We start from the raw sequence: 19,440 nt of genomic DNA on the forward strand, positions 1-19,440 counted from the left end.
TTCAGCCCGTGACATCGATAGAACATTCCGTTACCGGATCCAGAGCAGCGCCACGCCGCCGACGGCGACCAGCGCGCCGAGGATCGCGCGCAGGCTGACGTGCTCCTTGTGGAGCAGGATGACGGCCGGAATGACGAGGACGGGGGTCGTCGCCATGATCGTGGCCGCGACGCCCGTCTCCGTGTGCTGAATGGAGAGGAGCGAGAGGGATACGCCGACAAACGGACCCGCGATCGCGCCGAGCGACGCGAATCCGAGCGCCACGCGGTCCCGGACCGCCACGGCCGTGCGTCCCCACCAGCCGACGAACGTGAACAGGAGGGAAAACCCCACAATGCCTGCAAGGATACGAATCTGCGTCGCGGCAAACGGATCGTAGGTCTTCATGCCGATCTTGCTCAGCACGAGCCCCACGGCCTGGCCCACGGCACCACCAAACGCGAGCAGGATTCCTTTGCCCGATTCCCCCTTCGGCCCGGCACCCGCGGCATTCCCATCGCCCGCTCGTTCGAGCACGACGACCGCGATGCCGACGAGCGTCACGCCCATTCCCACGATGCCGAGAACGGAGATCCGCTCGCCCAGGACGGTCCACCCGAGGACGGCGGCGATCGGCGGCGCGAGCGACATGATCAGCATCGCGACGCGCGGGCCAATGAGCAGGAAGGCCCGAAAGAGGCACATGTCGCCCAAGACGAACCCCACGAGGCCGCTCACGAAGAGCCAGCCCCACGCCTCGGCGGAGGCGTCGAGCGGCAATGGAAGGCCGCGACGAACGAAATTGTACACGCCGAGAAAAACGAACGCGAGGACGAGGCGGACGAGGTTGAGCGACAAGGAGCCCATGCGGCGCCCGGCGGCCGAGAACGCGAGCGAGCTCGCGGTCCAGCAAAGGGCCGTGCCGAGGGCCGCGAGCTCTCCGAGCGGGATGGACATGGGGAAAGAGCGCGCAAGATAACCGGCCGCGAAAGACCGGGAAAGAAGCAGCGTGGCCGAACTGCCTTCTTGGAGTCCACGCGTGACGTGCGACAATGTTGGAGATGCGGGTAGGTGTGTCGGTTGGCGAGCGCTTCGAGCTCGTACGTCTCGCAGGCCAGGGCGGCATGGGCGCCGTCTTCGAGGCCCGCGATCGCGAGACCGGCGATAAGGTCGCGATCAAGATCATGAACGGCGCGAGCGTCGAGGAGCGCGCGCGGTTCGATCGCGAGGCGCGCGTGCTCGCAGCGCTCTCGCACCCGGCCATCGTGCGTTACCTCGGCTACGGCGAGCTCGACTCCGGCGAGCCGTACCTCGTGATGGAGTGGCTCTCGGGCGAGGGCCTCGACGCGCGTATCATGCGGGAACGGCTGAGCGTCGAGGAGACGATGGCGCTCGCCGAGCGCATCGCAGGCGCGCTCGCGATCGCGCACCGGCACGGGATCGTCCACCGCGACATCAAGCCGAGCAACATCTTCCTGCGCGACGGGGACGTGCGGCGCGCGATGCTGCTCGACTTCGGGATCGCGCGGCGCGCCTCGGACCCGCACGTCGTGACGAGGACGGGCGTGTTCATGGGGACGCCCGGCTACGTGGCGCCCGAGCAAGCGCGCGGAGATCGCGCGGTGAATGCGCGCGCCGACGTGTTCGCCCTCGGCTGCGTGCTCTTCGAGAGCCTCGCAGGAAAGCCCGCGTTCACCGGGCAACACGTGGTGGCCGTGCTGGCGAAGGTGCTCTTCGAGGACGTGCCGAAGGTCTCGGCGCTCAGGCCTGGCGTGCCGCTCGCGCTCGACCTGCTCATCGCGCGGATGGTCGCGAAGCAGCCGGAAGAGAGGCTCGCGGACGGCGACGCGGTGATGGGCGCGCTCGCGCGGGTGGCGAACGACGAGTACACGAGCGAGCCGCCGCATACGCTGCGATCCAAGGGCGCGCTCGGCAGCGGCGAGCAGCGCCTCGTGAGCGTGATCCTGCTGTCGGCGCCGAAGGAGGGCCTGCCCGTCGATCCGCTGGGAGGCACGATGGACTCGGCCGGCATCGCGCCGCTCGCGGCGCTGCGCGCGGTGGCGCGGTCGTACGGGGCGCGCGTGGAGGCGCTGGTGGACGGGTCGGCAGCGCTCGTGCTGTCGGGCGCGGGCATGGCGACGGACCAGGCGACCCAAGCCGCGCGGTGCGCACTCGCGCTGCAGGCGATGGTGCCGGAGGCGCCGATGGTGCTCGTGACGGGACGAGGGGTGATCTCGCACGCGCTGCCCGTCGGAGAGGGCATCGATCGCGCGGCAAAGCTCTTGCGCGAGGAGGAGCGGCGCACGACGACGAGCGACGGTTCGGAGAGCGGGGCGCGGCGGCCGGTGCGACTCGACGAGCTGACGGCGGAGCTGCTCGAAGGGCGCTTCGTGATCGACGGGAGCGAGGAGGTGCGGTCGCTCCTCGGGGAGGCGCAAGCGCAAGAGGGATCGCGGCTCTTGCTCGGACGCGTGACGCCGTGTGTAGGCCGCGAGCGCGAGCTCTCGACGTTGCTCGCGCTCTACGAAGAGTGCGTGAGCGAGCCCGCGGCGCGCGCGGTGCTCGTGACGGGCGTGGCCGGCATCGGGAAATCGCGCATCAGGCACGAGCTCTTGCAGAAGCTCGCCGAGTCCGAGCCTCGCCCCGACATCTGGCTCGCGCAGGGGGATCCGACACGCACGGGCGCGCCCTTCGGCATGGCCGGCGAGCTCTTGCGGCGGGCTTCGTCGCTGCACGAGGAGGATCCGATCGAGGTGCGGCGGGAGAAGATCCGCGGCGCGGTGATGCGGCACCTCGGCGCGGACGCGGGGCGCGTCATGGAGCTGTACGGCGAGCTCGTGGGCGCGCCGTGGGCGGCCGAGGAGGCGAGCACGCTCCTGCGCGCGGCGCGAAAAGATCCCGTGCTGATGGGGGATCAGATCCGCCGCGGCTTCGAGGACTTCGTGAGCGCGGCGAGCGCGGCGCGGCCGGTGGTGCTGGTGCTCGAGGATCTGCACTGGGCCGACACGCCGACGGTGCAGCTCATCGACGCGGCGCTCCGTGTTTCGCGCGAGCGCTCGCTCTTCGTCCTCGCGCTCGCGCGGCCCGATGTGCACGACCGGTTCCCGGGGCTCTGGGCGGACCGCGGCATGCAGGAGATCCGGCTCGGCGAGCTGTCGCGGCGCGCGAGCGAGCGGCTCGCGCGGCACGTGCTCGGCGATGACGCGCCGCCGTCCTTGCTCACGCGTGTCGTGGCGCAGGCCGCGGGCAACCCGTTTTACCTCGAAGAGCTTTTGCGCGCGGTGGCCGAGGGCCAGGAGACCGCGCTGCCGAAGACGGTGCTCGCCATGCTGCAGGCGCGGCTCGAAGCGCTGCCAAGCGAGGCGCGCTGGCTGCTCCGCGCGGGCAGCATCTTCGGCGAGACGTTCTGGAGCGGCGGCGCGCGCGCGCTGCTCGGCGGCGAGAGCAGCGTCGTCGACGCGGGCCGCTGGATCGAGACGCTCGTCCACCGCGAACTCCTCATGCGTCGCCGCGAGAGCCGTTTCCCCGGCGAGGAGGAGCTCGCGTTCCGGCACGACCTCCTGCGTGAAGTCGCGTATGCGGCGCTGACGGAGGTCGATCGAGCGCTCGGCCACAGGCTCGCGGCGGAGTGGCTCGAAACTGCGGGCGAGCGCGACGCGATGGCCCTCGCCGAGCACTGCGAGCGCGGCGAGGATCGCGAAAAAGCCGCGGTGTGGTTCGTGCGCGCGGCGACGCAGGCCCTCAGCGCGAACGACTTCGAGGCGGTTCTCGAGCGCAGCGAACGCGCCGAGGCGTGCGGCGCGGACGGCGGGCTGCTCGGCGAGGTACGGCAAGCGCAGGCCGAGGCGCACTTCTACCGCGGCGAGCTCGCGGAGGCGGCGCGGCGGGCGCGTGAGGCGATGCAGCATCTTTCGCCCGACAGCCCGCTCTGGTTCGGCGCGGCGAGCGCGGCGGCGTGGGCCGAGAGCTCGCGCGGCGAGCGCCGCCAGCTCCTCGGGATCGCGGAGTCGATGCTCGAGCGCGCGGATCGCGAGGCCTCGCCGTTCACGCGCAGGCTCGCGGCGATGGGCTGGATCGCGCGCATGCTCCTGCGCTCCGGGCAGCGGAACGCGGCCGAGACGCTCACCGAGCGGTTCACGCAGGCGCCCGAGGAAGCACGGCACGAGCCCATCGTGCGGGCTGAGTGGGCGGCCGTCTCGGCGACGCGCGCGGTCGTCGAGGGCGACCTCGAACCCTCGTACGAATTTTTCCTCGAAGCCGCGCAGTGCTTCGAGGAGGCGAAGGTCGATCGGTTCGGCATCTCGATGCGCATCTACGCGGCGCTCGTGCTCTGTGACCTCGGCGATCATGCCCGCGCCGAGGAGGAGCTCGCCACGCTCGTCGCGCGCGCCGAGGCGCAGTGCTTGCCGATGCTCGCGGCGAGCGCGCGGCATGGTCTCGCCGAGGCGCTCGCGGCGCGCGGGGCGCTCGCCGAGGCGCGCGCGCTGCTCGAAGACATCCTGGAGACGCTCACGAACGCCGGCCTCGTGCTCTCCGCGCACGACGTGCGGCAGTTCCTCGCGCTCGTGCTCGTGCGCCAGGGCGACAGCGAGGCCGCCGAGCGCGCAGCGATCGAGGCCGTGGCGCTCGTCGACGCGCCGCCGAACCGCCGCTGCTCGTACCTCGCGACGCTGGCGCGCGTGCTGCTCGCGTGTGGCCGCCCTGCGGAGGCGCTTTCGGCGGCGGAGGAGGGCAAGCAGCTCCTCGAACAGATCGGCGCACTCCTCTCGGACGAGCCGCTCGTGCGGCTCGTGTATGCCGAGGCGCTCCACGCGAACGGCGAGCACGAGCGCGCGAAGGAAGCGCTCTCCGCGGCGCGCGCGCATCTCCTCGGCCGTGCCGAGAAGATCGGCGATCCGTCGCGGCGGGAGCGGTTCTTGCGTGCCGTTCCGGACAACGCCCGCACGCTGGAGCTCGCGGCGGCATGGCTCACCGCGTCACCGGGCGCGGCTTGACGTCGCCCGCCCGGAGCGGGCATTCTCCGGAAAGAACTTTCTTCTGCAACGTTCGGGGTGGGTCATGGAACGACGTGATTTTCTGAAGGTTGGCGTGATCGGTGGGGCGGGGACCGCGGCGACAGGCAGCCTGAGTTGCGCAGGCACGACGGGCGCGGCGGCGTCGCCTGTGGCGCTGGTCAGCCCCGAGGAAATGGATCGGTTTCTCGCGCGCCTCGATAGGGGCCTCGATTCGCTGAAGACCGGCGACAGCCCCATCACATCACTCTTCCCGAAGCTCGATACTACGGATTCGAAGGTTCAGAAGCAGGACCAACTCGTCCGCAAGACGCTCCGCTCGCTCCTCCTCGTGGGCTCGTTCAGCGATCTGCCCGAGGAGGGGCGCGCGCATCCCGGCATGCAGGCGCGCATGTGGAACGGGATGGGCGAGATGGACGAAGCGATGCTCGGCATGACGAGCGAGCTCGAAGCTTTGACGCCCACCGAACGCGCGGACATCGGCCTCCGGATGCGCAAGGATCCGGGGCTTGGGATGCGGATCGTCGAGGCGCTCGACGAGGACGCGGCCAGGGCCGGGATCTCGATGGAGCGGCGGCTGCATTTGCGTTCGATTGCGGTCGAGGCGTGCGCCCGCATGAAGCAATCGACGCCGCTGCTCATCGACGAATACGTGACGAAGGTGAACAAGGTGGCGGCTCGGCCGGTGACGGTCGCGGACTTCGAACGCCGCCTCGTCGCGCAAATGGGCGAAGAGGCATTTTTTCAGCTCCGAGAGCGCACCGAGGCCCACGCGCGGCGCTGGAACGTGGCCAGCACGGGCGCGACCGCGAATGACGGCGCGTCCCAGGGCCCTCCCGCTGCGAACCCGCATAGCCGCAGCAACACGGTGCTCGCGGTGGGCGGCATTCTCCTCGGCGTCGGCGTGCTCGCCATGGTGATCGGCGGCATCTTCGCGTCCGGCGGCGGCGTCTTCGCGGTGACCGTCGGCGCGATCCTCGGCATTGCGGGGCTCATCACGCTCATCGTCGGCGCGATCCTCCGGGCGACCGAGGACTGATCTCGCCCCGCTGCATGCTCCCGCGACCGACCGCCGAACCCCGGGAATCGGGCTTTCCGATTGCCATCACGGGAATGGGCGCCGTCTCCGCGCTCGGCGGAAGCACGTCCGCCTTGTGGTCCGCCATCGAGGAGGGCCGCGACGGGATTCGCCCGATCGAGCGATTCTCGACCGAAGGTTTTTCCGTATCGCTCGGCGGGATGGTGCCCGGCACGGGCACCGGTGATCGTTGCGTCGAATTCGCCACAGCCGCCGCGCGCGAGGCCCTCGCGCATGCGGGAGTGCAGATCGGACCGGACGGCGTCGCGGGGCGCCGCGTGGCCCTGATCCTCGGCACGAGCCTCGGCATGCACGTAGACGGCCTGCACCGCGTCGCCGCGGAGGTCTCGCGCGTCCTCGGCATCGAGGGCCCGACGCTCACCCTTTCGACGGCCTGCTCCTCCTCGACGAATGCGATCGGGCTCGGCCGGGATCTGCTCGAAGCGGGGCTCTGCGACCTCGCCCTCGCCGGCGGCACGGACGAGCTGACGCCGGAGATATTTGCCGGTTTTCACGCGCTCGGGCTGCTTTGCCTCTCGAAATGCGCGCCGTTCAGCGAGCCCGTGGGGACCACGCTGGGCGAGGGCGCGGGCTTTCTGGTGCTCGAACGTGGCGACGCGGCCCGCGCCCGCGGCGCGCGGGTGCTCGCGACGGTACTCGGGTATGGCCTCTCGGCCGACGCATACCATCCCACCACGCCCGATCCCACGGGCGCCGGCGTCGCGCGGGCGCTGCGCGGCGCGCTGCTCGATGCGAGGATGGAGGCCGACGGCATCGATTACTTCAATGCGCATGGCACGGGCACGATGACCAACGACGCCGCGGAGTTCCGCGCGATCGAACAGGTCTTCGGCGAGCGCGTGGCGCGTTTGCCCGTGAGCTCCACGAAGAGCTTCCTCGGCCACGCGCAAGGCGCGGCGGGCGTGCTCGAGCTCATCGCGACCCTCTGCGGCATGACGCAGGGCAAGGTTCCTCCCACCTTGCATTACGACAAAGCGCGGCCGCGCTCTCCGCCCGATCCGGTGGCCGCCGACCGGCCCCGCGTAGCCCGCGTCGAGCGCGCGCTTTGCAACAACTCGGCATTCGGAGGCGCGAATGCCGCCGTCATCGTGGGCAAAGCGGAGCACGTTTCGGCCGGAAAAACCCCTGCCGACTTGATGGTCCTCGGCGCCTCCGCCGTGGGACCGCATGGGATGGATCTCGACGCGCTCGGGGCCGCGCTCACCGCGAACGTCCCGCTCCGCCGCCGCGCGCCCGCATTCCGCATCGAGAGCCTCATTCCCACGGCGGACGGCCGCGGGATGGATCCTGCTTCGCGGTACCTCTCGGCCGCCGCGGCGCTCGCCCTCGCCGACGCGGGGATCACGCTGCGCGGCGCGAAACGTGATCGGGCGGGGCTCTTCGTCGGCACGACACGCGCCTCGACCGAAAGCGAACGTGAGTTCAGGGACAGCATTCGCGAGCGTGGCCTCGTGCGCCTCTCGGCCACGGCGTTCACGCGAATGGTCCTCAATGCGTCCGCGGGGACGTGCACGAAGCTCTGCGCGCTCAAGGGCCCGACCACGACGCTCACCACGGGCGACGGCAGCGGCCTCGTCGCGCTCATTTATGCCGCATTGCACCTCTCGACGCGGTCCGATGTCGACCTGATCCTCGCGGCCGGCGTCGACGAGCGCGTCTCCCTCGAATCCGATACGCACGAGGGGGAAGGGGCGGCGTGCCTCGTGCTCGGCAAGGGCCCGGCGCCGGATGCATCCAAAGCCGTGCGTCTCTCGGGATTCGGCCTCGCCGGTCCAGGCGACGTCGAGGAGGCCACGCGCTTCGCGATTGGAATGGCTGGGCTCGACGCGAGCGCCGTTTTCGTGGCGCCGAACGTCGCGCCCATCCTCGGCCCCGCGCCGGGGGCCGCAGCGATGTTCGCCTGCGCGTTCGCCGTCTCCTCGATTTTGCGAGGGACCTGGGAGCACGTGCTGGTCCCCGATCCGGGCGGCACCGCCGCGGCCGCCGTGGTCTTCAGCCGAAAAGGAGCCACATGAACCCCGAGCTTGCCCGGTACATCCAGCATCGCGAGCGTATCCTCGACAAGGTGCGCACGCTCCTCGTCGAGCGCCTGCACGTGAGCCGCGCGCCCGACGAAATCGACCCCGACGCGCCGCTCTTCGGCACGGGGCTCGGTCTGGATTCGGTGGACGCGGTCGAACTCCTGGTCAGCATGGAATCCGAGCTCGGCGTGAAGCTGCCGCACGAAGGTTTGTCGCGACCTGCCATGCGCACCGTGAATACGCTGGTCGACCTGGCCCTCGCCCACGGGAGGACGGACGATGTCGATGGATAACGAAATCCGCGCTTTGCGCACGAGCGTGGCGCTCGCCGCGGGTGATCACGTCACGTGCCTGCGCGTCGAGGGCGAAGGCGCGTACGAGGCGCTCGACCACGTCGTCGCCTGCGATCTTTTCTTGCAAGACGGCCAGATGCGCCCGAGCCTCTTGCTCGATGAGGAGGCCCGACCGTTCGCGGACATTCACGTGGCCCGGGACGACGAATCGTTCTTTTTGCTTGCCGAGGGGCCGTCGCCCGAGGAGCTCGTCGCGTTCCTGGACAAACGTTTTCCCTCGGGCGTCGAGGCGACGGTCGAGCGATGCGACGGGACGCTCCTCTCGTTGCACGGCCCTTATGCCTGGGAGCTCTGCACGACCGTGTTTGGCCCGGACGTCGGGAGCCTTCCGTATCTCGCGTTTTACCGCACCGACGACGCCGTGTTTTTCCGGTCGGGCAAGACCGGCGAGTATGGATATGATTTGCTGATTCCCACGGGCGAAGTCGAGACCGTGCGCGAGGCGCTCCTCCGGGAGGGGGCGGCGTTCGACCTCTCCCTCACCAGCCTGGCGGCGCTGGATCAATGTGGGCTCGAAAATGGCTTCTTCAACATTCGCCGCGAAGGGCGCGCCGGCCTCTCGCCGCTGGAGCTCGGCCTGCAATGGCGCGTCTCGTACCGCAAGGAATACGTGGGATCCGCCGCGCTGCGGGCGCGGCGCGAGGCGGGCGCGAAAGCGCGGGTCGTATGGGCCGTCGCCGGGGCACCCGTGGCTGAAGGGGACGAGATTTTTCTGGACGATCAGCGGATCGGCCATGTCCTCGTGTCCGGCTTTTCCGTGATCCGCGGCGAATGGGTGGCGCTCTTGCTCCTCGATCGGCCATATGCGTACGCTGGCGTCACTCGATACGAGACCCATAGCGCGGGCGAGCGCAGGCCGATCCGCACCCTCTCGGCGCCGCTCCTCAACAACCGCAGCCTGTACGTGAGCCCCCAGCGACATAGCTACCGGGCGCGGGACGAATCCAAGATGCCGCCGTTCGTATTGCCGTTATGAGTGCTCGATTCGACGACAGCACGGTGATCGTGACCGGCGCCTCGCGCGGGCTCGGCCGGAGCATCGCGACGGGATTCGGCGCCGAGGGGGCGTTTGTCTTCGTCGGATACCGGACGCGCGAGGACGAGGCGAAGGAGACGCTCCGCTCGATTGAAGAGGCCGGCGGGCGCGGCGCATTGCTTGTGATGGATGTCGCGAGCGCGGCGTCGATGAACGCGGCCGTGGAGCAGGTGCTCGCCGCGCGGGGCGCGATCGACGTGCTCGTGAACAATGCCGGCGTAGCGGCGGACGAGCTCTTCCCGCTCATGGCCGAGGAGAGCTGGGACGAGGTGATGCGCGTCAATGCGGGCGGCGCCTTCCACGGCTGCCGCGCGGTGGTGCGACCGATGATGGCGAAGCGGCGTGGCGCGATCGTCAACGTCGCCTCGGTCGCGGGCCAACATGCGAGCCCGGGGCAATCGAATTACGCAGCCTCGAAGGGCGCGATCCTCGCGTTCACACGCACGCTCGCGGCCGAGCTCGCCCCACGCGGGATCCGGGTCAATGCCGTGGTGCCGGGGCTGCTCGGCACGGGCATGGCGAAGCGCCTGGACAAACGGATCGCGGAGAAGGCGCGTACGCAGATTCCGCTCGGGCGCTTCGGGACGGGCGACGAGGTCGCGCGGGCGGTCTTGTTTCTGGCCTCGGACGAGGCATCGTACGTGATCGGGCAGGCCCTCGTGGTGGATGGGGGACTCACGTTGTGACGGTGGCGTTTCTGTTTCCCGGGCAGGGCACGAAGGGGCTCGTCGCAGCCGTGCAATTCGCGGAGAGCGAGCCGCGGGGGAAAGAAATGCTCGAACGGGCAGCGGCGGCGGCCGACATCGCGCCGAGCGAGCTCCTGGCGAAGGGCGGGCGCGCGCTCGAACGCACGGACATTCAGCAACCGGTGCTCACGGCGGTCGCGCTCTTCGTGCACGCGGAGCTTCTCGCCGCGGGGATCAAGCCCGATGTCGTGGCAGGTCACTCGCTCGGAGAGCTCCCGGCCTGGGCAGCGACAGGCGCCCTCACGCCCGAGGATGCGATTGCGATCGCGGCGCTGCGCGGACGGTTGATGGCACGGGAAGCAGAGCGGCACCCGGGGACCATGTTCGTATTCTCGGGACTCTCCGTCTTCGAGGCTGGGACGCTCAAGCGCGCGCTCGCGCGTATCGGAATCGACACGGCGGCATCGAATACGCCTGGCGAACTGGTGGTGAGCGGCGATGAGGATTCCATACGCAGCATGGAGCGTACCGTGAATGCAGCCATGGCTGTGTTTTCCAGTGGCGATTTCTGGTCCCGCGCGCGACGCTTGCCGGTTGCTGGTCCCTGGCACAGCAAGGCGATGAAAGATGCGGTTCCCGAGCTGGAAGCGGCGCTTACGCACGCGCGTCGGGGGACCATGCAGGTCCCCATGGTGCTCAATGCCACCGGAAAGCTCGCCGAGGCGGAGGCGCTCGTCCCGCGCCTGCTCGCCGGCCAGCTCGTCCATACCGTTCGCTGGACCGACGTCATGGCGACCCTCCAAGACGGCGGCGTCGCGGATTTCGTGACCATCGCTCCGGGCGCGGTCTTGCGATCGCTCGTCCGTGCGAACGTCGATGCTCATGCGCGGGTCCACGCGACCGAAAACGCGAATGACATGCAACGCACCGTGGACGCGCTGCGGTGGAGCCTCTCATGAAAACGAGCTCCCGTTTGTCCCTCGGCGCGGACGTCATCAACCTCCTGATCCCGCACCGTCGCCCCTTCTCGATGGTCGACGTGATCGAATCGTACGAGCGCGGGCCGCGACCGACCTTGCGCGCCGCGCGCCACGTGTCCGCAAACGAGCCCGTGTTCGAGGGCCATTTCCCGGGCCTGCACCTCTGGCCCGGCGTGTACACAATCGAGGGGCTCGGCCAAAGCAGTAACCTCCTCGGCATCATCGCCGCATACCAGGATGCCTGGGAAGCAAAGGGCCACGATCCGAACGACGTGATCGAGGCCCTGCAAAACCTGGCGCTCGGATATCGCCTGCAACCGGGATACAAGCCCGAGGTCTCGGCGGCGCTCATCGAGTCGCTGAAGGCGCATTCCAATTTGCACGTCGGAATGAGCGCGTCGGTGGACGTGAAGCTGCTCCAGCCGGTCTTCGCCGGGCAGCGGATCGAGTACATCGTTTCGCAATCGCATCTCATGGAAAACCTCGCGCGGTACGAGGTCGAGGCACGTGTGGAGGGGCGCACGGTGGCGAAGGGCGTGATGACCAGCACGCGCAGCATCCCGCCGCTGCCAGCGCCGATCTTCGGATGAAGGCGGTTTTCCTCGGGCTCGCCCTGCTCGTTTCATCGGGCTGCGGGCCTTCGGTGGTTTGGCTAGGCCACAGCCCCGATCGAAGCCATCACCTCGAGGTGCTGGAGAGCGCCGGCAAACAGCGAGTGCGCGTCGATGGCGTGGACGGGGCCGCGTATCTGGGCATCGGGATCGAATCGCTCGTCTGGAGCGCGGACGGCCGCCGCCTCGCCTACCCCGCGCGCCACGAAAAAGGCTGGTCGCTCGTGGTGGACGGGCGCGCAGGCCCGACGTTCGACGGCGTGGGCGAGGTCGTCCTGAGCCCCGACGGCGCGCACGTGGCTTATGCGGCGCAGCGAAGAGGCGTGTGGTTCGTGGTGCTGGACGAGAAACCCGGGCCCGCCTTCGATGCCATTCTGGAGGGCACGATGCTCTTCGGGCAGGGCGGGCGTTTCGCCTATGTCGGGAAAACCGGAGCCTCCGTGCGCGCGGTCGTCGACGGCGCCCCCGGGCCGCGCTACGACGGCATCGGCGCATTACGATTCAGCGAGGACGGGGCCGCGGCAGCGCACGTGGGGCGGCGCGGCGAGGAGGCGTTTTTCTGGATGAACGGGCGTGAATCAGCGCCCGCGGAAGCGATCGCGTACCATGCGCTCGGGCCGCGCGGGGGGCGTCATGCCTACGTGGCGAAGCGCAACGGGCAATGGCGCGTGACGGTCGACGGAATCGAATCCGCGCCGTATGCTCGTATCTCGGAGGTGCTCTTCAGCGCCGACGGCGCGCATGTAGCTTATGCGGGCCGTCGGGCGGATGGAGAGGTCCTCGTCCTCGACGCCGCGGAGGGCCCGCCGTACGAGGAAATCGCGCCCGGGAGCCTGGTCTTCGGCGCCGAGGGGGAGCGCTTGGCGTATGCGGCGCGGCGCGGTCGCGGTTGGCACATCGTCGTGAATGGGGAAGAGGGCCCGGCCTATGACGCGGTGGATCGGCCGATATTCGCGCAGCATGGGACGAAATTTGGTTATGTCGCCGCGAGCCGCGGCGCGCGATTCGTGGTGATCGACGGGCACGAGCAGAGGCCGTTTGCCTGGGCGGGAGATCTGACGTTCAGCGCCGATGGCCGATATCACGCCTATCTGGCGGATGACGGCGAGCGAATGCGGGTCGTGCAGGATGGTGCGTCGACGTCGTTCGACAGCGTGATCGCCGGGACGCTCGTTCACGCGGAGCAAGGGCCGGGCTGGGCGTGCCTCGTGGTCGACAAGGCGGCGAGGAAGCTGTTCATCGTGATCGACGGCGCGAAAAAGAGGCCGCTCGACGCAGAGGAGCTGGCAGCGGCCATGACCCAGCCGAGGTTCGAAGCGCGGTTTACGCGGGCAGAAGACGCGGAGCTTCTGCGACGGTGGGTGGCGGCGGAGCTCGTGTTGTCGAGGCGGCGGCCAGCCCCCACGCGGTGAGGCCGTCCGGCGCTTCCGTGCGTCCCGACCGCCACGCGATCTTTCCCGCTTCTCTCGCGCGCCGCGTCTCCCCTCGCCCACCCGCTGACACACGCGCCGTGTCGGTGCTAATCGTACGTTCGCCATGACGTCCCCCACCGCGAACACGCCCTCGCCGAGCACGCCTGCGGATGGCACTGCGGCTGCGCAGGAGCCCGCTCGTTACGTTCACGCCGAGGCCGAGCCCCGCTGGCAGCGCTTCTGGGAGGAGACCGGCGTCTTCCGCGCCGTTCGCCATGAAGGTCGGCCCAAGCGGTACGTGCTCGACATGTTCCCCTATCCCTCGGGCGCGGGCCTCCACGTCGGGCACCCCGAGGGCTACACGGCGACCGACATCTTCTGCCGCTACAGCCGCATGAAGGGGTTCGACGTCCTGCATCCGATGGGCTGGGACGCCTTCGGCTTGCCTGCCGAGCAGTACGCGATCCAGACCGGCACCCACCCCGCCGAGACCACGCGCAAGAACATCGACACGTTCCGGCGCCAGCTCAAGATGCTCGGCTTCAGCTACGACTGGGAGCGCGAGTTCGGCACCATCGACGAGAACTACGTCCGCTGGACCCAGTGGATCTTCGTCAAGCTCTTCGAACGCGGCCTCGCCTATCAGGACAAAGTCCTCGTCAACTGGTGCCCCGCCCTCGGCACCGTCCTCGCCAACGAGGAGGTCATCGACGGCAAGAGCGAGCGCGGCGGTCACCCCGTCGTCCGCACCCCGCTGCGCCAGTGGATGCTCCGCATCACCGCCTACGCCGACCGCCTCGCCGAGGATCTCGCCCTCCTCCAGTGGCCCGAAGGCACCGTCACCGCCCAGCGAAACTGGATCGGTCGATCCGAGGGCGCGACCATTTCGTTCGACGTCCAAGGGTTCGAGGGCGCAAAGATCGACGTGTTCACGACGCGCCCCGACACGCTGCTCGGGTGTACGTACGTCGTGCTCGCGCCCGAGCACGCGCTCGTCTCGAAGGTCACCTCGGCCGAGAACATCGACGCCGTGCGCGCGTATGTCGAGGCCACTGCACGCAAGAGTGACTTCGAACGCACCGCCGTCGTGAAGACCAAGACCGGCGTCCCCACGGGCGCGATGGCGATCCACCCGATCACCGGCGTGGCCGTGCCCATCTGGGTCGCCGACTACGTCATCGGTAGCTACGGCACGGGCGCGGTCATGGCCGTCCCGGCCCACGACGAGCGCGACTTCGCGTTCGCCAAGGCGTTCGAGCTGCCGATCATCGAGGTCGTGAGCCCCGACGGAAAGCTCCACGATTCGCTCGACGCGGCCTACGTCGACGCGGGCGTCCTCGTGCGGAGCGGCAAGTTCGACGGCCTCAAGTCCACCGATGGCAAGCGCGCCATCGTGGACGAGCTCGTCACCTTGGGCAAAGGCGCGCAGAAGGTCACGTACAAGCTGCGCGACTGGGTGTTTTCCCGGCAGCGGTACTGGGGCGAGCCGATCCCGGTCTACTTCCCCGTCGAGATGAAGGATCCGGCCGGTGACCCGCGCAAGGGCGACGAGCACGTGATCCTCTACGACAAACCCATCGCCGTCGCCGAGAGCGAGCTGCCCCTGCGCCTGCCCAACCTCGTCGATTTCCGCCCCGGCGACGACCCGCAGGGTCCGCTCGCCCGCGCGGTCGATTGGAGGTTCTTCCAGAAAGACGGGCAGTGGTACGCGCGCGAGACGAACACGATGCCGCAATGGGCGGGCTCGTGCTGGTACTACCTGCGTTTCCTCGACCCGAAGAACGACACCGAGGCGTGGAGCCAGAAGGCCTATGACGATTGGATGCCCGTCGACCTCTACGTCGGCGGCGGCGAGCACGCCGTGCTCCACCTGCTCTACGCGCGCTTTTGGCACAAGGTGCTGTTCGACATCGGCAAGGTGAAACACCCCGAGCCGTTCATGAAGCTCGTCCACCAGGGCCTCATCCTGGGCGAGGACAGCGAGAAGATGTCGAAATCGCGCGGCAACGTGGTGAACCCCGACGACATCGTGAAGGCCTACGGCGCCGATTGCCTGCGCCTCTACGAGATGTTCATGGGCCCGCTCGAAGCGGTCAAACCCTGGCAATCCGCGCAGATCCAGGGCGTCGTCCGCTTCCGCGACCGCATCTTCTCGATCCTCACGGGCCGGCCCCTGGTCGACACCATCGATGACGCCACGAAGCGCCTCGTCCACAAGACCATCAAGAAGGTCACGGAGGACATCGAGACGCTCTCGTTCAACACGGCGATCTCGGCGATGATGGTTCTCCTGAACCACCTCGGCGCACTGAAGGAGCTGCCGCGGGAGGCAGCGCGGGGTCTTTTGATCTGCGTCTCGCCGTTCGCGCCGCACGTGGCCGAGGAGGTTTGGCGCCTGTGGGGCAACGAGCGTTCGATCGCGCTCGAAGCCTGGCCCACGTTCGATCCGACGCTCTGCGTCGACGACGTGATCGAGATGGCCGTGCAGGTGAACGGCAAGGTTCGCGGCCGCGTGACGCTGCCCGTCAAGGCCAGCGAAGACGAGGCCCGTAACGCCGCGCTCACAGCCGAGGGTGTCTCGGCGTTCACGGCCGGCAAAACGTTGAAAAAGTTTATCTACGTACCCGGCAAGATCGTGAATCTCGTCGTCGCCTGAGCGTCCCATCCACACATGAAAACTGCACGCTTGCTTCCCCTCGTCCCCGCCCTCGCCTTCGCCATGCTCGCGCCGCTCGCCGCCGGCTGCTCGAGCGACCCCGTGTTCGTCCGCGGCTCGGAGGTCAAGGGGCTCGACGACCCGCCGATGAGCACCGGCATCGACAAGCGCGACATGGAGCAGCTCCTCCACGAGAACATGAAGCACCTCGTGGCCTCGCCCCTCGCCAAGGCCTGGGCCGACGCGGGCGACAAGCCCACGCTGGCGATCTTCCCGATGCTCAACGAGACGAGCCAGCACGTCGACAGCCAGCTCCAGGCAGTGCTCTCCGACGCCGAGACGTTCATGGTGAACTCGCAGCTCGTCACGGTCGTGAGCCGCGAGCGGCAGAACCAGATGATCGCCGAGGTCGAGCGGCAGAACGGCGGCCAGTTCGATCCGAACCACGCGGCCCAGTACGGCCGTCAGCTCGGCGCGAAGTACTACATGACCGGCAAGGTCTACACCTCGGACGAGCGCACGGCCGGCGGGCGGCGCGTGCAATACTTCATGTTCATGCAGGTCATCGAGACCGAGACGAGCGCGGTGCGCTGGCAAAACAAGGCGGCCTTCACGAAGGCCCTGCTCAACCAGGATTGACGTGCGCCCGCTCCTCGGCCTCCGGCGCGCGGCCAGCGTGATCACGTTCGCGCTCGGCGCACTCGCGAACGCGGGCTGCGCCGGGCACGAGGTGCGCGTGCGCGACTCGCTCATCGCGCTCGATCGCGGCTCGATGGATCAAGCGGTCGCCGCGCTCGATCGCGAGCTCGGCGTGAAGTCGCCGGGCGAGCTCCCGCCCGTCACGCGCGACGAGGCGCTGCTCCTGCTCGACCGCGGCAGCATCCACCTCGCGATGGGCAAGTACGAGCGCGCCTCGCGTGACTTCGGCGCCGCGGATCAGGCCATCGAGGTGCTCGACCTCTCGACGAGCAAAGCGGCGGACCTCGGTCGCTACGTGTTCTCGGACGACGCGGGGCCGTACAAGGCGCCTGCATACGAAAAACTCCTGCTGAACACGCTCAACATGCTGAGCTACCTCGCGCGGCACGACCTCAACGGGGCGCGCGTGGAGGCGCGGCGGCTCGCGGTGATGCAGAAGTACATCGAGAGCCAGCACGACGAGGGCGCGCTGCTCGGGCTCGGGAGTTACCTCGCAGGTTTTACGTACGAGAAGTCGAAGCAACGCGACGAGGCGCTCCTGCACTACGACGAGGCGCTCGAATACGCGCCGTACAAGTCGCTGCGGGATCCACTCCGCGCGCTGACGCGCGGGCAGAAGACGACGCACGAGGCCGTCGACGCGCTCGTGGAGGGCGCGGAGCCGCTCCCGCCCGTGGAGGAGACGGGCGAGGCAGAGCTCCTGGTCGTCGTGGGCTTCGGGCGGGTGCCGTCGAAGACGCCGGTGCGGATCCCGATCGGCATGGCGATGCAGATCGTGGGGAACGAGCTGTCGCCGATGGAGCGCAGGGAGGTCGATTCACTCGTGCTCCAGGGCGCGGTCGCGTGGATCAACTACCCCACGCTGGGCCAGGGCCGCGGGGGGTACGAGGTGCCGAAGGCGTCGCTCGGCGAGGAGATCTTGCCGATGGAGCAGGCGCTCGACGTGGAAGGCGAGGTGCGGTCGGCCTGGCACAAGCGCGAGGGGACACTCGTGCTCGCAGCGATCACGCGGCTGCTCGCGCGCACGGCAGCGAGCGTGGCCGTGGCAGGCGCGACGGCGGCGGGGATCAACGCCGCGCAGGACGATCGGCAGCGCCGCGATGGGAGTGCGGAGGCCGTGGGCATGCTGCTCGGCTTCGCCACGAGCCTGACGATGTCGGCGCTCGACACGCCCGACACGCGCTCATGGTCGACCTTGCCGGCGCGAATCGCGATCGCAAGGACGCGCGTTCCTGCGGGGAAACATGCGATCACGCTCGAAGTGCGCGGGCAGCGGAGAACGTTTGACGTCCAAGTAGACGCGGGCGGCTGGGCGCTCGTGCCGTTCTTCGTGCTGCGCTGATTCGCGGACTACTCGAAGCGACGCCCACTCGCGCAGCCGATGTTGACCGTCAGCTCGAAGGCGCCCTCGGACCAGTACTTCGTGATCGCGTCGCTCACGTAGCGGAAGCCGGCCTCGACGGCGCCCGGATCGGCTTCGAGCAGCGCGCGCATGTCGGGGAAGACGATCATCTGCGCGATCGGATCTTCCAGGAACTCCTTGCCGCTGTTGAACGCGACGCCGATGAGCTGCACGTCGACGTCGACCTCGCCGAGCCCGACCTTCTCGAGCTCCTCCGAGAGCGACTCGATCGTCGGGCGGCTCGCCGCCGCGACCTCGACGGCCTTGCCGAAATCCGCGAGGTCCTGCCGCAACGCGTACTCGCGCAACATGTCGTAAATCTCAGGGAACGAGCCGCGCACGGGCAGCGCGACGAGGCCCTGCCCGCCGACGACGAGGATGCGACGGAGCTCGGCGAGCAGCGCATACCGCGCCTGCGCGCTCACGACCGGATGCACGAGCAAGCCGTGCGTGAAGCTCGCGTCGGGCAGCGGCAAGGGCATGCCCGTCGCGAGTTCGAGGCTCACGTGCACGCCCGAAAGCTCCGACGCCTTCGCACGCGCGAGCGTGAGCGCCTCGGGCGAAGGATCGACGCCGACGATGTTCGCTTCCGGCAGCTTCTCCGCGATCATCGGCTCGACGTACCCCGTGCGGCAGCCGATGTCGGCCACGGCCGCCGGGGAGTACGGGATCACCATCTCCACCGCGGCCGTGCCGAAATTCGCGAGGTATCGCGGGATGACCGACGTATCGAAGACCGCCGCCTCCGCCCCCGTGAGCGGGGTCCCGAGACTCACGAAGCTCTCCCGTTCCCGCCGTTTTCTTCGTCCTCACCACCAACGGCTTCGAGCATCTCGAGCGCTTCCTCGGCGAGCTCGCCGATCGTGACCTCGGTCGTCGCGTCCGAGCCGTCCTCTTCGAGCTCGACCGTGCGCGTGTCGTCGACGAGCGGCTCGATGAGCCGGGCCGATGCCGGGTCGCCGATCTGCACGAGCGCCTCGATCGCAGCCGCAACCGCGTCGGCGTCGCCGTGCTTCAAGAACTGGCCGATCACCTTGGGGACGCCGGGCTCGGGGACCTCGGCGAGGATGTACGGGAGCTCAGGCAACGCGGGCGAGCCGACGGGCAGACGCCGCAGCGCGCGTTCGACGCCCAGCGCGACCTCCTTGAACCGCTCGAAGCTGAGCTCCTCGAGCTGCTCGCCCGCTGCGCGACGCGCCTCCGGGTGCTCGGACGAAAGGACGTCGATCATCGCATCGACGACCCGCGGTCCCTGGAGCTCGCCGAGCAGCGCCGCGATCCGTACGAGCCGCAGCGCGGACTCGTCTTCGTCGCTCTCCTTGAGGGCGACCGCGATCGCATCGGTGAGCACGTCGAGGAGCACACCTTCGGTTTTGTCGGCGAGCTCGTCATGCACGCGGCGAACGGTGCGCTCGGCGTCGAAGAGCGCGTTCAGAGACTTTTCGATCGAGGAGCGGTCTTGCACGAAGACAGGAGCTATCAACAGCCTCGTGC

At 69.0% G+C, this 19,440-nt stretch carries 15 protein-coding genes; 12 read left to right on the forward strand and 3 right to left on the reverse strand.

Annotated features, from left to right (window positions below):
- Positions 1 to 30: 30 nt before the first annotated feature.
- Positions 31 to 936 (reverse strand): DMT family transporter, encoded by a 906-nt coding sequence (locus POL67_RS49360; protein ID WP_271929293.1) that lies wholly within the window; start codon positions 934 to 936, stop codon positions 31 to 33.
- Between the two features lie 116 nt (positions 937 to 1,052).
- Between POL67_RS49360 and POL67_RS49365 the strand changes: the two genes are divergently transcribed.
- The 12 genes from POL67_RS49365 (at position 1,053) to POL67_RS49420 (ending at position 17,886) form a co-directional block, all read left to right on the forward strand.
- Complete coding sequence (locus POL67_RS49365; protein WP_271929295.1) at positions 1,053 to 4,973, forward strand: serine/threonine-protein kinase; 3,921 nt, start codon at positions 1,053 to 1,055, stop codon at positions 4,971 to 4,973.
- A 64-nt stretch (positions 4,974 to 5,037) separates the two neighbouring features.
- The gene (locus tag POL67_RS49370) at positions 5,038 to 6,030 is read left to right on the forward strand and encodes a hypothetical protein (RefSeq protein WP_271929298.1); all 993 of its coding nucleotides are present in this window, start codon (positions 5,038 to 5,040) and stop codon (positions 6,028 to 6,030) included.
- 14 nt (positions 6,031 to 6,044) lie between these two features.
- Positions 6,045 to 8,105 (forward strand): beta-ketoacyl-[acyl-carrier-protein] synthase family protein, encoded by a 2,061-nt coding sequence (locus POL67_RS49375; protein ID WP_271929301.1) that lies wholly within the window; start codon positions 6,045 to 6,047, stop codon positions 8,103 to 8,105.
- Positions 8,102 to 8,404 carry an acyl carrier protein gene (locus POL67_RS49380; protein ID WP_271929303.1) on the forward strand — a complete coding sequence of 101 codons (303 nt, stop codon included), beginning with the start codon at positions 8,102 to 8,104 and terminating at the stop codon, positions 8,402 to 8,404. The genes POL67_RS49375 and POL67_RS49380 overlap by 4 nt, the downstream gene beginning before the upstream one ends.
- Positions 8,397 to 9,440, forward strand: a complete 1,044-nt coding sequence (locus POL67_RS49385) for a glycine cleavage T C-terminal barrel domain-containing protein (protein WP_271929305.1) — start codon at positions 8,397 to 8,399, stop codon at positions 9,438 to 9,440. The genes POL67_RS49380 and POL67_RS49385 overlap by 8 nt, the downstream gene beginning before the upstream one ends.
- Complete coding sequence (gene fabG, locus POL67_RS49390) at positions 9,437 to 10,186, forward strand: 3-oxoacyl-ACP reductase FabG (RefSeq protein ID WP_271929308.1); 750 nt, start codon at positions 9,437 to 9,439, stop codon at positions 10,184 to 10,186. The genes POL67_RS49385 and fabG overlap by 4 nt, the downstream gene beginning before the upstream one ends.
- Before the next feature lie 2 nt (positions 10,187 to 10,188).
- Positions 10,189 to 11,145 (forward strand): ACP S-malonyltransferase, encoded by a 957-nt coding sequence (locus tag POL67_RS49395; RefSeq protein WP_271929310.1) that lies wholly within the window; start codon positions 10,189 to 10,191, stop codon positions 11,143 to 11,145.
- The gene (locus POL67_RS49400; protein WP_271929312.1) at positions 11,142 to 11,756 is read left to right on the forward strand and encodes a 3-hydroxyacyl-ACP dehydratase FabZ family protein; all 615 of its coding nucleotides are present in this window, start codon (positions 11,142 to 11,144) and stop codon (positions 11,754 to 11,756) included. Before POL67_RS49395 ends, POL67_RS49400 begins: the two co-directional genes overlap by 4 nt.
- Entirely contained in the window at positions 11,753 to 13,189 is a 1,437-nt protein-coding gene (locus tag POL67_RS49405; protein WP_271929313.1) for a TolB-like translocation protein, read from the forward strand. Before POL67_RS49400 ends, POL67_RS49405 begins: the two co-directional genes overlap by 4 nt.
- A 124-nt stretch (positions 13,190 to 13,313) precedes the next feature.
- Complete coding sequence (leuS, locus tag POL67_RS49410; protein ID WP_271929315.1) at positions 13,314 to 15,845, forward strand: leucine--tRNA ligase; 2,532 nt, start codon at positions 13,314 to 13,316, stop codon at positions 15,843 to 15,845.
- A gap of 15 nt (positions 15,846 to 15,860) precedes the next feature.
- Complete coding sequence (locus POL67_RS49415; RefSeq protein WP_271929316.1) at positions 15,861 to 16,484, forward strand: LpoB-related protein; 624 nt, start codon at positions 15,861 to 15,863, stop codon at positions 16,482 to 16,484.
- 1 nt (position 16,485) lies between these two features.
- Positions 16,486 to 17,886: a COG3014 family protein gene (locus POL67_RS49420; protein ID WP_271929318.1), complete on the forward strand. Its 1,401-nt coding sequence runs from the start codon at positions 16,486 to 16,488 to the stop codon at positions 17,884 to 17,886.
- Between the two features lie 8 nt (positions 17,887 to 17,894).
- Here the strand turns inward: POL67_RS49420 and POL67_RS49425 are convergent, their stop codons facing one another.
- Both POL67_RS49425 and POL67_RS49430 read right to left on the reverse strand, forming a co-directional pair.
- Positions 17,895 to 18,722 (reverse strand): class I SAM-dependent methyltransferase, encoded by an 828-nt coding sequence (locus tag POL67_RS49425; protein WP_271929321.1) that lies wholly within the window; start codon positions 18,720 to 18,722, stop codon positions 17,895 to 17,897.
- Positions 18,719 to 19,411, reverse strand: a complete 693-nt coding sequence (locus POL67_RS49430; protein WP_271929323.1) for a hypothetical protein — start codon at positions 19,409 to 19,411, stop codon at positions 18,719 to 18,721. Before POL67_RS49430 ends, POL67_RS49425 begins: the two co-directional genes overlap by 4 nt.
- Between the last annotated feature and the right edge of the window lie 29 nt (positions 19,412 to 19,440).

Source organism: Polyangium mundeleinium, from assembly GCF_028369105.1.
Taxonomy (GTDB): Bacteria; Myxococcota_A; Polyangia; order Polyangiales; family Polyangiaceae; genus Polyangium; species Polyangium mundeleinium.

Excerpts from the sequence above, each read along its gene's own strand:
- POL67_RS49360 (WP_271929293.1), bottom strand. The coding sequence starts at position 936 with ATGTCCATCCCGCTCGGAGAGCTCGCGGCCCTCGGCACGGCCCTTTGC.
- POL67_RS49370 (WP_271929298.1), top strand. The coding sequence starts at position 5,038 with ATGGAACGACGTGATTTTCTGAAGGTTGGCGTGATCGGTGGGGCGGGG.
- POL67_RS49375 (WP_271929301.1), top strand. The coding sequence starts at position 6,045 with ATGCTCCCGCGACCGACCGCCGAACCCCGGGAATCGGGCTTTCCGATT.
- POL67_RS49380 (WP_271929303.1), top strand. The coding sequence starts at position 8,102 with ATGAACCCCGAGCTTGCCCGGTACATCCAGCATCGCGAGCGTATCCTC.
- POL67_RS49385 (WP_271929305.1), top strand. The coding sequence starts at position 8,397 with ATGGATAACGAAATCCGCGCTTTGCGCACGAGCGTGGCGCTCGCCGCG.
- fabG (WP_271929308.1), top strand. The coding sequence starts at position 9,437 with ATGAGTGCTCGATTCGACGACAGCACGGTGATCGTGACCGGCGCCTCG.
- POL67_RS49400 (WP_271929312.1), top strand. The coding sequence starts at position 11,142 with ATGAAAACGAGCTCCCGTTTGTCCCTCGGCGCGGACGTCATCAACCTC.
- POL67_RS49405 (WP_271929313.1), top strand. The coding sequence starts at position 11,753 with ATGAAGGCGGTTTTCCTCGGGCTCGCCCTGCTCGTTTCATCGGGCTGC.
- leuS (WP_271929315.1), top strand. The coding sequence starts at position 13,314 with ATGACGTCCCCCACCGCGAACACGCCCTCGCCGAGCACGCCTGCGGAT.
- POL67_RS49415 (WP_271929316.1), top strand. The coding sequence starts at position 15,861 with ATGAAAACTGCACGCTTGCTTCCCCTCGTCCCCGCCCTCGCCTTCGCC.